The organism is Pseudobutyrivibrio ruminis CF1b (assembly GCF_000424005.1).
Lineage (GTDB): Bacteria > Bacillota > Clostridia > Lachnospirales > Lachnospiraceae > Pseudobutyrivibrio > Pseudobutyrivibrio ruminis_C.
In genome coordinates this window covers 284,125-297,773 of sequence record NZ_AUJB01000009.1, presented here as the reverse complement: position 1 = coordinate 297,773, position 13,649 = coordinate 284,125, and the positions used below count along the sequence as shown (strand labels likewise).

Sequence of the window (13,649 nt, the reverse complement as noted above, 5' to 3'; positions counted from 1 at the left end):
ACTTACTAGTCTCATCATCCACCAAGCATTGATGTAATTGAAGATGAACTATTCTGCAGCTTAGCCAGTGCTGACTCCATTGCGGCGAACTTCTTATAATAAGCGTCCTCCATATCGGTAACTCTGTCAGCCCAGGTTTTGATAAGCTTTGAGTAATTAGAATACTCTGAAGCCATTTCCTTATCGTTGTAAACCGTGTATACAGATTTAACTGAGGTAGACTTCATCTTGGCATCCAAGTCAGTATAGAGTCCTGATGTAAGCTGTTTCAGGAAATCGATAACAGCATCAGGATCATCTGCCAAAGCTTCTCTCAGCTTATCCTGCTTTCCTGAGGTCTTGGAATCCTCTGAATCACCATCAATATGGTATGCATAGCCCTCATTCTTTTCTGCATTCAGGCTACCAAGAGTGTGGATTCCCAAAGTACCACTTAATGACCATGTCTTTCCATTGATTTCGTAGGTCCTCATCATGGACATAGTCATTGTAGAAATGATACTGCTCAAGCTTGTATCCCTGCGCAGCAATGAATCCTTGATCTTCTGCTCCCACTTCTCGATTTCGCTTTCGGACATCTCATTCTTCTCATCATCTGTAAGAGGTTCATAGTCCTTGGCAGAATCTGCATTGTAGAGCTTCTGCATTTCATTCATTAAGCTGTTGTACTGTGATAAGAAATCCTTAATCTTGTCATATAAAGCATCTGTATCGTTAGATACAGTTACTGACAATACTTCGTCCTCCGCTGTCTCGCCAAGGGCTTCAACGGTAAGACCATTTACAGTAATTGAATTGGTGCTGCTGGTGTATGTAACACCGTTGAGAACAATCTCAGCGTCAGTACCATCAACCTTTGTACCTGTGTTAACCTTTGTCAGATCCATCTCTCCTGACTCTATCTTTTGTGCCAGGTCGATTCTGTACATTACACTGTCTGCAAGTGCAAGGTTATCACTCTGTGACCAGAATTTACTGTAGCTTTCATCAGTGTCACTATTTTTACTACCAAAGGTATTCTGAATATACTCAGCCCATTTTGCATTTGTTGGATCTTCAAGAGCGGTATCAACTTCTGCCTGTGCTTCTGCAATGGCTGCTGCTCTAGCTGTTTGCTCTGCAGCCGTCTCGTTAGGCATAGCATTAGCTTTTTCCAACTTAACATATGCATCTCTGACTGCATTAATGGATACAACTAATCCACTTCTTGTTTCCGCTAATGAAGTTGAATTTATTTCACCTTTGTCATATATTTCCTTGCCGTAAGCTGTAATCTGCTCATCAGTCAAGGTAGACCAGTCAAAACCATCTTTAGATTCAAGATACTCAACAATATTCCTTATAGCAGGTTCACCCAATACAGCTTGAGCCGCTGACTTGTCTTCATCTAATGCGCTAGCATCATTGAGAGTGGCTTTCGCTTCCTTAGCATCTTTAATCCATTCTGCAAATCCACTGGCTGTAGCAACTCCAGCGCCATACTGCTTCTTAATAAGGTCTGCACCTTCAGTACTTGTGGTTCCGATGGAGTTAAGCTCTGAATCTGTAAGAAGTCCTAATTTTGAAAGAGCATCCAAACCAAGTGCATTATCTGCCTGAAGAGAAAATTCTCCAGCTTCACCAGACTGCTTTCCACTTACGAATATTCTGTGATTCTTGGAATCATAATTAGCCTGTACTCCAGCTTCATTCAACTTAGAAATAAACTGATTTACAGTCATGCTGCTTTCAATGTCTATCTTTGTAGTACCGCCACTATTAGTTTTAACCTGAATAGTCGCTTTCTCATCAGTACCAGTTTTAATTCCTAAAGCCGCAAGTGTAGAGTCTGAGCTAATATTACTTGCAAGCTTACCACCTGTGATATAGGCAGTCTTTGCAAGTGAATTAACCTTCAGAGTCTGGGTGCCGTTGATTGCTTCACCACCTGCTGTAACCTTAGCCTTTGAACTATTGCTTACAGATGCCTTCTTGGTCACATAGCTTGAGCTGTAACGCATGTTACTAACAGATGTATAGAAGCTATACACCTTTGTATTCAGGTCCTTCCAGGCATCCTGTTTCCACGAGAGCTTGGTCTGGGCTTTTTCGTATTTTTCTTTCTTAAAACTGTAGGCAGATACCAGAGCCCCTACAATGGACTCGGTATCAAGACCCGAAGTTAGTCCCGAAATTCTAATAGGCATAAATAACCCTCCTATCGTCGAAACATACTATCTCTTCTCATCGACCATAATTCCTGCAAGCTCCCAAGCTTTAGCAATAAGGTCAAGTGTTTCCTCTGCTGGGAATTCCTTGATAACCTTCTTTGTCTGCTTATCAACCATCTTGATTGTTACGCGGTTTGTACCCTCATGGATACCAAACACTGCTTCAGCATTGCCCTGAGCAGAATTGATTTTGCTGATGGCTTCCTTCAATGAAGATGAAGCCTGCATAGCCTTATCTTCTGCTTCTTCCTGCTCTGGATTTGAATTAGGGTTTTTATATTCAGGCTCGCTTGCGCGTATTTCCTTAGCTGCTGTTGCGAAATCTACTGGTGTACTCTGTGTAGCTTGAACTGGCGCTGTCTTTCCTGAACTTCCCTGTCCCTGGTAGTTGCTAACTGCACTACTTACTTCGCCTATTTTCATGGTACTCCTCCTTTTAAACTTCCTTGTATATATAAAAAGTTTTATAGTCTTCTAACTCCTATATCGTACGTATAGCTCTAAAAGTTTATAGTAATTTTGAAAAATTTATAAAAAAAATAAGCTAGTCAATAGACTAACTTATTAGATGAGCTAGTAGGAAACAAGCTCTTAGGTTTCTTAAGCGAAGCTTTCTTCAGCTGAGCGAAGAAACACTAAGGCTTGTTGCCGTAACTAGCGGGTTATAATAAATTCTTGAGTGCTTCAACATCATCCATTGAAATCTGCTGAGCTGCCTCGTTCTCTTTCTGAATCTCAAGGTAAACTTCCTTGCGATATATTGTTACTTCTTTTGGAGCTGAAATACCTAATTTGACCTGATCACCGCGAACTTCAAGGACTGTAATCTCGATGTTGTTGTTGATCATAATAGCGTCGCCTGTTTTTCTAGTTAATGCCAACATCGCTACTCACCATCCTTTCCATGTATTGCGTCATGAATAAGGTATCGTACCGGCTCATTTCCGTCAATAATTATTTGGTCACCTACGTTAATGTCGGTATTGATTACGATAGGAGCCTTTAAATTGATAGATGCTTCCTTTGGATTCTTAGGTACTCGTACAGTAACAAGTACGTAAGTATTATCTTCTGTCAAATCACCAAGTGGCTCTAAGGAATCCTCGTTTAAAGCTGGAGCATAATCCGGCTTAACTACGTGAGGAAGCATAACTGGCATAGCAAAATCCGGTTCGTCCAGAGATTGCAGCCACATGATATTGCCTTTGTCCTTCTTTTCTTCGTCGAAAATGAGAGTGTATCTCTTCATGTCTGGAAAACCTATAAGCCCATGAACAAGATTGATGACTTTTTCATCGGAAATTTCAATTTCGCCGAATAGTCTGGTTTTTACGCGCATTATCCTTTCTCCTTTGTGAAATAATTGGTTACAAGTAATTCAACAACGTAGACTCGCCCAGCTTTCCAGCGGCTGTAAGCGAGGCCTGATATGCGGTGTAAGCGGCTGTATAATCGATAATTATCTGGGATAAATCTAAATCATCGTTTGTAGACTGAAGACCTTGTACAGTTTCTCGCTGATCCCCCACGCGCTTTTCAGTAAGCTTAAGCGAGTCCTTCTTACATCCCAAATCAGTAATACCTAAACTTATTGTAGCATAATATTCATCTATTTTGCCTAGTTCTGTACTAAAAAGTTTTTGTAAATTGTCCTCGAAGTAATCTGCTTCCTTCTTTAAGGCATCGTACCAGGTGGTCAGATACTCCTGATATTCATCAGATGCATACTGACTTTCGCCCTTCATCTTTGTGATTTCATCCAGCTTATTATGTGCCTCGATTGTCTTCTTTACAGCGTCAATCATCTCTGCCAAATCACGCTGAATATCGCTTGTGAACACATCACACGCCTCTGTATTAATGGTAATAGTCTGATTGGCTGCTACCGTATATTCGATATCGAAATAGATTCGCTTTCCATTTTCATCAAACTTTGTGTAAGGAATGTTAGTATCTACATCGTTAGGGTCATATCGCTTCTGACAGTTGTAATAGTACTCAGGTCTCAGCTCGCCCTCTTTAAATCCAGTCTTATCGTACTGAATGTCAATTGTTGCATTATTGTTCTTCAAAGATGCAGCAACATTCTTTCCAAGAATGATGTCACCAGTCTCTTTAATAATTATAATCGCATCATCAGGAACAGTCTTAGTTCCCTTTGCGCTCAATATAGTTGATGAGTTTGTGGCATCAGTAATTTCTGCATTGCTCCAGTCTGTCTCATTTGCAAATACAAACAGATTAATTCCACCATCTATATGCTGGACTGAATTATCATTTACAACCACATCTGTTTCATCTTCAGTTAAACCTGTTGTTGTATCAAAATAAGAGAATTCTGCTATCTGATTTCCATTGCCATCTTTAATTGTCATCTTATTTATAGAATCGGCATTATCAGTCAATCCATAGTTCAGACGCATTCTGTAGTAATTGGTCTGCTCCATATCATCGATGAAAGTATAATTAGCATCTGTTGGGTCAAGACCAAGGAATGGATTCTTCACTTCATCAGCTGTGGTAGGCACCTTATTTACGCCATCGTAATATCTGTGCTCTTCCATGTCTGTCTCTGCTGAGAGAGTCTGATTAATTCTATATATAGTGTCGTTTTCATCCTCTGTGAAAACCAGATTACTGTTGGTTCTGTAGCCTGTAAAAACAGTACGCTTTGCATAGTCAGCATTACCTTCAGCAAATACCTGCTTCTGGAGAGATTCGAGCTGAGTGATCATTGTGTTTCTGTCTTCTGCATTGTATGTATCTGTAGAACCTTTAACTGCAAGTGAACGGCAGTCTGTCATAAGACTTCTGATATTGATAAGAGAAGTCTCTGTAACGTCCAGCCAGCTTGTTGCGTCAGGAATGTTCTTGCTGTAGTACTGTGTTACCTGAGAGAGTGTTGTAGACAATCTGAGGGAACGAACAGCAACTACCGGATCATCAGAAGGACGATCAATTTTCTTCTGTGAAGTCATTTGTTTGTTTCGTGTGTTGACGCACTCCTTCGCGCTATTGATATTTGAAGATGCGTTGTTCATTATCATTTTGTTTGTAACTCTCATAGTACTACCTCATCTGGCTAAAAAACCTTAAACTCCTGTCTGTAAAATCAATCTATCATATATTTCGGCGAATACTGAAATACACTTAGATGCCAGGTTGTAGGCATTCTGGAATTTCATCAAATCCAGAGCCTCTTCATCTTCATCAACACCTGATACCGACATTCTCTGCTCAGTGATTGTGGTACTGATGTTGGTAAAGTTCTTTGTGAAAATGTTGCACTCCTGGGTATCTACAGTTACATCTGCGTAAATACACTGAAGGAATGAATCTCCACCGCCACCTCTAAATAACTTTGTGGTGCCCTGTAATCTCTGCAAATCTTCTACCAGGTGTGCTGCGTCTACACCATCTGTGTAGTTACCCTTTGTGGTGGTAGCAAATGCGCCAGCATCCCTGTCGGATTCTTTTGCTATTGAAACATTCTTCGCTGTCAAAAGATAATATGATTCATATTTTCTAGTGTCGTCATCCACATCACCAGCGCTGTAAATAGTTGATGATGTAATGTCAGTTCTCATCTGATGCTCAACGTTAAGGTCGATCTTATCTTTGGCGATAAAGAACGCATTCATCAAATCACCATTAAGGTCTACTCCCATCGTGTTGATGATGCTGTTGAGCTTTTCCTGATCATCGATAACATTTCCTGCTGCATCATATACTTCATTAATCTTAATGTCGTTGATGTCCGTTACAGCATTTCCATTTGCATCATAAACTTCTGCACCAATTTCGATTTTATTGAAAGCCTCGCAGAAGTTTCTCAGGAAAAGATTCATCTGATTCTGGTAATAAGGGATTCCCATGTAATCCACATCATCGCCTGCCTGAAGCTTCTTTGAAATCAGATTTCCCTGCTCTTCCACTGTAAGCCCCTGGTTCAGATAGAATGTGATGTTGGTAATATTTCCCTTCTCATCTGTCTCATAGGAAAAGCTGTTGTATGTATATTCCTTGTTGTTTACATCTAGTGAGCCACGTGTTGGCATGTTCAGCTCGTTGATATCGGTAATTGTTGGGTAGCTGACGGTAATTGTATCGCTACCTGTTGCTGTTACCACACCGTGAAGATTCTCGTTGTTGTTACCATCGCGAACCTCAAACATGGCCTTCAGCTCTCCACCATTTCCACTTGGAGTAGCGTTGAACTTGTTTCCATCAACAGTCCAAACGATTTCATAAAGACCATCGATATCTGACTGATTATGATTCTGGTCCAGCTCTCTTGAAACTACTGCAAGAGTGTTGTGCTCGTAGGTATCTACCAGAATCTGGCCGTTTATATATACCTGATAGTAGGTTGCACCTGTTTCCATATCAGGATTATTGGAATTCTTTACCTTCTTTTCAGTAGCAGAAACATCTACTATCTTGGAAAGCTTGTCGACCAGAACCGCGCGCTGGTCGCGAAGCTCGTTGGCATGTCCTCCACCCTGCTCAATAATGTTTATCTGCTTGTTAAGGATGGCTATCTTTTCTGCCATGGAATTAATATCATCTACTGCTGTTTTAATTTCATCATTGATTGAGCTCTGTAAATCATCAAGCTTTGTAGACAACTGGTTGAAGTACTCTGTCAGCTGCTTTGCTGTAGATGTAAACTGCTTTCTTACTGTCATATCACCAGGATTTCCCTGAAGGGTACTCATGGCATTAAACATCTTTGTGTAGATGGTGGTAAATCCTGTGTCCAGATTGGTTTCATTGAAGTAGTTTTCAATCTGCTTCATGTAGTATTCTTTCTTCTCGTAGAAACCAAGGGCAGAAGAATTATTCCAATATTTTTCATCGTAATATAAATCTCTGCGCTGAGTTACTGACTCCGCCTCAACACCTGTACCGGTAGTACCCCAGCTCTGGTAACAGCGAAGTGCTGATGAAGCTACGGTGTTTACAACCTGACGGCTGTATCCATTCGTATTTACGTTAGAGATGTTGTTTGCAGTGGTGTTAATCTGGGCCTGTGATGTATTCAGACCAGATGCTGCAATTGTTAATCCAAAGAATGTTGATGACATAGGCTAACCCCTCCTGTCATTTACTGATTAAACATGTCCAAGTGATGTAACAAGATGTTCAATCATTTCGTTTACTACATTTATATATCGGCTGGCAGCGTTGTAAGCTGACTGATATTTAATCATTATTGTGAGCTCTTCATCAGAAGATACGCCGATAACGCCCTGACGGCTAAACTCGATTTCTTCCTTTGTTCCTAGAAGAGATTCTGCTGTAGTCTTGTATACGTTACCTGTATTTCCGATTTCACCAATCCACTTTACATAGAATCCTGAGTATCCACATGGAGTGGTATCACTAGGATTAAGATTGAAGGTCTGATTGGTCCAGATCGCACTGAGGGCTGCTCCCAAATCATGGTTTACAGCTATCTTATTTTCCTTGTACATAAGATGAGGAATATAAGATTCCTGCTTCTCAAGTACCTCGTTCATTCGAAGGTTCTTTAATGTATAACAGGTGTTGGCGTCGCTTAAATCTTCTTCGTTGTATACATATACCTGAACTGTCTGTTCATAAGTTCCGCCGTTGCCATCGTCTATTGTGAGTTTCACATCCATCAGCTCGTTATTTTTAAATCTGTCGTAGGCGCTTCGTACGAAAAGCTCTCTTGGTGGATATTCCAAATCGCTACCCAGTGAACAACTTGCTGTATCGAGAATGTGAACCTTGCTTGCATCAAGTGTTACTTCCTCACCATTTTCATCGATGTATGTGGCTGTAAGTGCACCTGAATAAACTTTGTCCACAGCTATGATTGGGCTGTAAATGTTGTTGATTTCAGTTACTACCTGATGAATCAATGTATCAAGCTCTGCCTCTGAGTTCATCATGATGGAGTTTGCCACGCCATCTTTATAAACATCAGATGCAATGTAATTCCCATTCTCATCATAGAAATCTCTGTAATCACTCCAGGTCTCACCTCTTGCCATAAGAAGTGCCTTTACCTCTCCAATATCTGAATCTTTCTCTGCGCTGACGTTTGTCAAATCATATATTGGATAGTAGTAATTCTGAGTAGGGTCGTCAGGATCATTAATCTCTGACATGTGTGGCCAGTATGGTGTTACGAATCCAGTCTTTCTGTCTGTAAGATTTCCAACTGGATGATATGTAACCTCGTCGATAAACTCTACTTGCTCCAGCTCCACATGAACAACCCCCATGTTGTCCTCACGATATGTGATTCTTGCAAGTCCTGAAAGTTCATCTATCAACAGATCTCTCTTGTCTCTAAGGTCCATGGCCTTCTCAACACCTGCCGACTCAATGGCCTGTATTCTTAAATTCAACTCAACCATCTCTTTTCCAATCTCATTGATGCGGTTAAGCTTCTCAGAGATTTTGGAATTGATAATGGTCTGATAATCTTCAAATCCATCTTCAACCGCTGTTGCGCGGGACAAAAAAAGGCTAGCCTTCTGCAATACCAGGTTCTGGTTAACAGTATCTGAAGGATCTTTGGCAAACTCCTCGAAGGCCTCCTCAAAATCTTTGATGGCTGCCTCGAAAGCCTGGCCGTCAGATTCCTGCAGATGAGTGATAACCTCCTGCACTGCTTCTGAACTAGCTTCATAAAAAGAATGTCGCCCATTCTCACTTCGATATGCTTTATCTAAAAAGATATCGCGAGCGTGGACGATCGTTCCTACTTCCACACCGAGTCCACGATACTGTGTACTCACTGCGGCTTCACCTATTTTTTGATAATTTCTATCTTCATAAACAACCTGCTCACGAACATAACCTTCGGTGTTGATGTTCGAAAGGTTGTTAGCTGTTGTATTTAAACCATGTGATGCTGACTGTAGGCCAGATGCTCCAACATATAAGCTTCCAAAACTATTAGCCATAGGTCCTCCTTAAAGCTTGCTAATCTTTAAGGACATCCGTTTCCTACTGTTTAGCGTCAAATCCCGATTTACCTAACAAATCTCCTGTAGTCTCTGCATCCCTGCCATAGTTGGACGTCTGTGGTGCCTGTCTTGCACTCTTGATAAGGGTAATGTCAAACTCAACCATCTCAAGCGCCTGGCGCAGAAGATTTTGAGTCTGAATATTAAGCACCTGTGCATTGTCAGCTGCTTGTATTAATTTGCCCCTGGCAGTTATAAGTTGTTTTCTCTCTACAGGCTGGTTCGCCAAATTATCGATCATCCATGAAACGGTAATCTGCTCCCCGTCGTGACCCATTACTGCTGCTATATGGCGCAGTAACTCGGCGCGTCGTTTCTCCAACTCCAATAAGGAGTCTGCGATGGCTTGCTCCTGAGAGGTAATAGCTTCCAGTACGTCAAGCTTCTTATGGATAATAGAATCCTTCTTTTCTCCATTAAGACTAATTAACTTTTCATACTGCTCTGTTTCACCGTCCATAGTTAAGAGCAATTCATCCATTAAACTAGCCACGCATCTTTCCTCACTAAACTAAATCTGACCGAACTGAGACAATAACTTCTCTGCGAAGTCCTCTGTGCTGACTTCGTAAGTACCAGCTTTGATTCTAGCTTTGATGTCTGCTACTAGATCTTCTCTGATATCTGCCGCCTCAGATACTGCTGCCTTTGCTACATGGTAGTCCTTACCTGTAGATGAAATCTGAACCTGGTCACGGCCCATTCCATTTGTTTTTGCAGCCTGTGTCGTGTTTTTAGTGTTTGATGACTGATAGAGCTGAGCTACCTGATTGTAAGCCTCTATACGCATATCGCCACACTCCTTTCCTCCCTGATTTTGAACCATTTTATTCTTCTTACATTCCATTTATCGGACGACTTAATATAAAACTTTATAGTCATTCTAAAATTTTTTAACAAAATTTTCAAAAATATTTTTGTCATTATTTATATCGGCTCTAAATAAAAAAAATTGACCCCGAGGTTGAGAGGTCCTCGGGGTCTGTGTTGAGAATTGTATCGGATAGAGAATTACGAAATAAGCAATTTAGTTAATCCCAAGGAGCTAAATCTCCGTCAGGATCTTCGTAGACATAGTCATCTGAATCTGAATAACCATAGCTTTCATACTTTCTTGAGAAATCATAATTTGTGATTAAGTCTTTCTCATCTGAGTAGAAGCCCTCATCCTTTAATGCCTTCAATGTGTTTGTGCAGTCTGTATTCAACTCTACATAAATGCTCTGCTCGTGCAGTACATCTCCGCTGGTTCCATAATCATTGTCGTAAAATGTGTCAGAATCAGAGAAGTATAACACGTCTGGATTCTTTATTACAAAATCAAACGAATTGTACAATGTTGTCTTCTGGTTAGCGTCATACTGGTAATCGTAGCCGGCGAAACTCTGTTGGAATACTTTTCCTGCATCTACATCTTTAAGGAATTCATCGTACACTCTCTTGAACTTAGCTTTTTTCTCCTTAGTAGAAAGCTCGTCAAACTCAGTGTACTCCATGTAATAATCATGTGTCTCTGGCACATCTATTACAATGCCGAAGTCCATAGACTTAACCTCGCAGTTATTCCAGATATTTCCAATGACATGTTCCTTGATTCTTCCGGGATTATTTACGAAATCAAGGATTGGCTGTGTGGCTGCCAGATACTCTGACGATACCACTGACGCCTCTGTATTAATAACAGGATAGCTTCGGATGACTATATCTCCATTTTTTAGCTTGTAGCGAATAGAGAATGTTTTTCCATCCACATCTGGATAATTGTAATTAATATTTCTAAGTTCCTTCTTATCTGTAAGGAAATTCTGGTGCATCTGTCTGAAGGCTTCAATCTCCATCTCATCTGTAAATACCATGGTGTAATCGTTCTCGATGCCTGCCCACTCAATATCCTTCAAAGCTGGAACTTTATTCTCGATGCCAATCACATCAAGTCTCATGCAAAGTAAAATAGCAAGTGCTGCAAGTGAGTAAATTCCGCAATGGAATGCTTTCTTTGCGCAGAAAACTCTAAGAGTCTTCTCGATAAGCATCTGAGTAGCAAAGTATATAATAACTCCCAAAATCAGTGCTGAAATAATGGCGATTCCAAATTTTGTGTCGTAGCTAAGTGGTGTAAGCGCTTCAACCATTCCAGAAATGAAAGCGCCTGCTACCATTGAAATGAAGAATGACATTCCAACAGAGAACACTGGCTTCATAAATGGAACAGCGATGAAATCAAGCACTGTCTCAAGCTTCTTAAATCTATATAACTGATAGCTGACAATAATAATTACAATGGCAGCTACTGCATAAATTGCAAGGATATCTCCTCCCATAAAGCTATGATCGAAATGAATGACCTGTGTGTAATTATCATCCATAACTATGTTTGAAAGGACTTTAGCCTTGTCTGGAATATATAACACTGGAGTCCAAATCTTGTACTGGATTCCGTTCATGGTCTCAGAAAGTCCCCAGATAAGGATGCTTGCTGTAAGGCGGAATGCAATTTCCATCATAAGATAAAGGAAATTGAATATAAAATAGAAGATAATGCCTGTAACAATCTGTCCTGAGATCATCAGGGAGAATATGGCTATAGCTGTAAATAACAATGTAGATACCGCTACGATAAGCGCCCAATACCAAATGCAGACAAGTCCACTACATCCTCGCGCAGCTGCTGCAATCGTCATGATAACGGATACCAAAACAACTGGCAGTAAGCTGACAGTAAGACTAGATAAAATACCTGTAAAAAATAAGCTTCTTCTGCTTACTGGGAACGAATGCATCATGTAGTTATCTCTTCTATTAAACAGGTACCAAAATGTAATTCCTGTAACAATGATGGAAATAATGATAGCTAGAAAGGTGGTTGGAATACTACTCATATGCTCATAAAGTCGCATCTCCATTGTGTAGCCCAGTCTTGTGTACCAATCATCTCCATTTATATTGGCCGTGTTGATTACGAAATATACTGGAAGCATCAACAGTAGTAGGACGAAATATAACAGTCCGGCAATCCAGGTTCTGCTTATGTTCTTTTTGAACAAAGCCATATTAAAAAATGATGTCTTTGACTGCATAGTTCTCACCTCCCAGCTCATAAATAAATATCTCTTCAAGGGTAAGTGGAAGCACATCCATCAGAAGAGGATTCATCTGACCGATAGCCTGCTCTGCAGCTCTGGGTTCTCCCTTGACTATAAGTGTATGTACTCGTCCGTTTGTAATCTTCTTTAAAACTGTAATATCATCTGGAAGCTGTGGCATATCGCCTTCAAATGCAATCTGAATCTTTGTAATGGAAGTCTGAAGCTCATCAAGTGAACGCTCAATAAGAATCTTTCCATTATTCATGATTCCCACATGGTCACATACGTCCTCAAGCTCTCTAAGGTTATGTGAGCTAACAAGAACTGTAAGACCATTCTCCGCAACATCGGACATAATAAGGCTCCAAATCTGACGGCGCATAACAGGATCAAGACCATCCACTGGCTCATCCAAAATCATAAGCTCTGGTCTTGCTGCAATAGAAAGCATAAATGCTACCTGCTTCTGCATACCCTTTGAAAGGCTACGAACCATCTTCTTAGGATTAATCGCTGGAAAGCAATCCATAATCTTCTTGAAGAGTGCCTCATCAAAGTTTGGATACATATTCTTATAAAACTTCATCATGTCCATTGTGTTAGCCTGTGTGAAAAAGAATATGTCATCTGGAATCACTGTATATCTGCTTTTGATGGCCTGATTTTCATAAACTGGCTGTCCATCAATAAGCACCTGACCAGCATCCTGCTTATATACACCACAAAGGTGGCGAATGATTGTAGACTTACCTGCACCATTTGGCCCTACCAAACCATAAATGGCGCCCTTCTCTACATGCATATTTAAATCGTCAAGGGCAATGAAGTCTCCAAATTTCTTAGTAACATTACTTACCTGAATCACTCGCTGCCCCTCCCTTCGCTATCTCTTCAATTCTTCTGATAAGGATATCCTTATCCTGGCACAGATACAGAAGTTCTTTTACTATCTCATCGAATTCTTTCATAAGTTCTTCATTCCTCCCAGTTGCAACATCTGCTCTTTGAGCTGCATAGCTGCCTTTACCTGCTATTGTGTAAATGTACCCTTCCTGTTCCAGCTCTCTATAAGCCTTCTGGATGGTATTTGGATTAATTGATAAGCTTGTGGCCAATTCACGCACACTTGGTAGCTTTTCATCTGTCCGTACAGCCCCAGACACCACCAAACGTCTAAGACCATCCTTTATCTGCTCATATATAGGCTTAGAATCTCTGTAATTTAGATGAATCAAGCTAGTACCTCCTCACGGTGTTAACTTATACTGTATTAGCTGTTCTAATACACTTATAGCACACCACATATTTTGTGTCAAATACTTTTTTGCAGCATCCTAGTTTTTCTT

At 40.5% G+C, this 13,649-nt stretch carries 12 protein-coding genes; all 12 read right to left on the bottom strand.

Annotated features, from left to right (window positions below; translation table 11 throughout):
- Positions 1-14: 14 nt before the first annotated feature.
- On the bottom strand, positions 15-2,186 hold the full coding sequence (gene fliD, locus G592_RS0108070; RefSeq protein WP_028247381.1) for a flagellar filament capping protein FliD: 2,172 nt from the start codon (positions 2,184-2,186) through the stop codon (positions 15-17).
- A 27-nt stretch (positions 2,187-2,213) separates the two neighbouring features.
- Complete coding sequence (locus tag G592_RS15965) at positions 2,214-2,633, bottom strand: flagellar protein FlaG (RefSeq protein ID WP_036952221.1); 420 nt, start codon at positions 2,631-2,633, stop codon at positions 2,214-2,216.
- Between the two features lie 239 nt (positions 2,634-2,872).
- On the bottom strand, positions 2,873-3,094 hold the full coding sequence (csrA, locus tag G592_RS0108060; protein ID WP_028247380.1) for a carbon storage regulator CsrA: 222 nt from the start codon (positions 3,092-3,094) through the stop codon (positions 2,873-2,875).
- Between the two features lie 2 nt (positions 3,095-3,096).
- On the bottom strand, positions 3,097-3,549 hold the full coding sequence (gene fliW / locus G592_RS0108055) for a flagellar assembly protein FliW (RefSeq protein WP_028247379.1): 453 nt from the start codon (positions 3,547-3,549) through the stop codon (positions 3,097-3,099).
- 28 nt (positions 3,550-3,577) lie between these two features.
- Positions 3,578-5,275, bottom strand: coding sequence for a hypothetical protein (locus tag G592_RS0108050; protein WP_028247378.1), 1,698 nt, complete (start codon positions 5,273-5,275; stop codon positions 3,578-3,580).
- A 27-nt stretch (positions 5,276-5,302) separates the two neighbouring features.
- The gene (gene flgK, locus G592_RS0108045) at positions 5,303-7,297 is read right to left on the bottom strand and encodes a flagellar hook-associated protein FlgK (RefSeq protein WP_028247377.1); all 1,995 of its coding nucleotides are present in this window, start codon (positions 7,295-7,297) and stop codon (positions 5,303-5,305) included.
- A 27-nt stretch (positions 7,298-7,324) separates the two neighbouring features.
- A complete protein-coding gene (locus tag G592_RS0108040) occupies positions 7,325-9,154 on the bottom strand; it encodes a flagellar hook-associated protein FlgK (protein ID WP_028247376.1) in 1,830 nt (609 codons plus the stop codon).
- Positions 9,155-9,197: 43 nt separating this feature from the next.
- Positions 9,198-9,710, bottom strand: coding sequence for a flagellar protein FlgN (locus G592_RS0108035; protein WP_051194817.1), 513 nt, complete (start codon positions 9,708-9,710; stop codon positions 9,198-9,200).
- An 18-nt stretch (positions 9,711-9,728) separates the two neighbouring features.
- A complete protein-coding gene (gene flgM, locus G592_RS0108030; RefSeq protein ID WP_330365421.1) occupies positions 9,729-10,043 on the bottom strand; it encodes a flagellar biosynthesis anti-sigma factor FlgM in 315 nt (104 codons plus the stop codon).
- A 205-nt stretch (positions 10,044-10,248) separates the two neighbouring features.
- A complete protein-coding gene (locus G592_RS0108025; protein WP_028247373.1) occupies positions 10,249-12,294 on the bottom strand; it encodes a hypothetical protein in 2,046 nt (681 codons plus the stop codon).
- A complete protein-coding gene (locus G592_RS0108020; protein WP_028247372.1) occupies positions 12,269-13,168 on the bottom strand; it encodes an ABC transporter ATP-binding protein in 900 nt (299 codons plus the stop codon). Before G592_RS0108020 ends, G592_RS0108025 begins: the two co-directional genes overlap by 26 nt.
- Positions 13,152-13,538, bottom strand: a complete 387-nt coding sequence (locus G592_RS0108015; protein ID WP_028247371.1) for a GntR family transcriptional regulator — start codon at positions 13,536-13,538, stop codon at positions 13,152-13,154. Before G592_RS0108015 ends, G592_RS0108020 begins: the two co-directional genes overlap by 17 nt.
- Between the last annotated feature and the right edge of the window lie 111 nt (positions 13,539-13,649).

Excerpts from the sequence above, each read along its gene's own strand:
- G592_RS0108040 (WP_028247376.1), bottom strand. The coding sequence starts at position 9,154 with ATGGCTAATAGTTTTGGAAGCTTATATGTTGGAGCATCTGGCCTACAG.
- fliW (WP_028247379.1), bottom strand. The coding sequence starts at position 3,549 with ATGCGCGTAAAAACCAGACTATTCGGCGAAATTGAAATTTCCGATGAA.
- flgK (WP_028247377.1), bottom strand. The coding sequence starts at position 7,297 with ATGTCATCAACATTCTTTGGATTAACAATTGCAGCATCTGGTCTGAAT.
- csrA (WP_028247380.1), bottom strand. The coding sequence starts at position 3,094 with ATGTTGGCATTAACTAGAAAAACAGGCGACGCTATTATGATCAACAAC.
- G592_RS15965 (WP_036952221.1), bottom strand. The coding sequence starts at position 2,633 with ATGAAAATAGGCGAAGTAAGTAGTGCAGTTAGCAACTACCAGGGACAG.
- fliD (WP_028247381.1), bottom strand. The coding sequence starts at position 2,186 with ATGCCTATTAGAATTTCGGGACTAACTTCGGGTCTTGATACCGAGTCC.
- G592_RS0108050 (WP_028247378.1), bottom strand. The coding sequence starts at position 5,275 with ATGAGAGTTACAAACAAAATGATAATGAACAACGCATCTTCAAATATC.
- flgM (WP_330365421.1), bottom strand. The coding sequence starts at position 10,043 with ATGGTTCAAAATCAGGGAGGAAAGGAGTGTGGCGATATGCGTATAGAG.
- G592_RS0108025 (WP_028247373.1), bottom strand. The coding sequence starts at position 12,294 with ATGCAGTCAAAGACATCATTTTTTAATATGGCTTTGTTCAAAAAGAAC.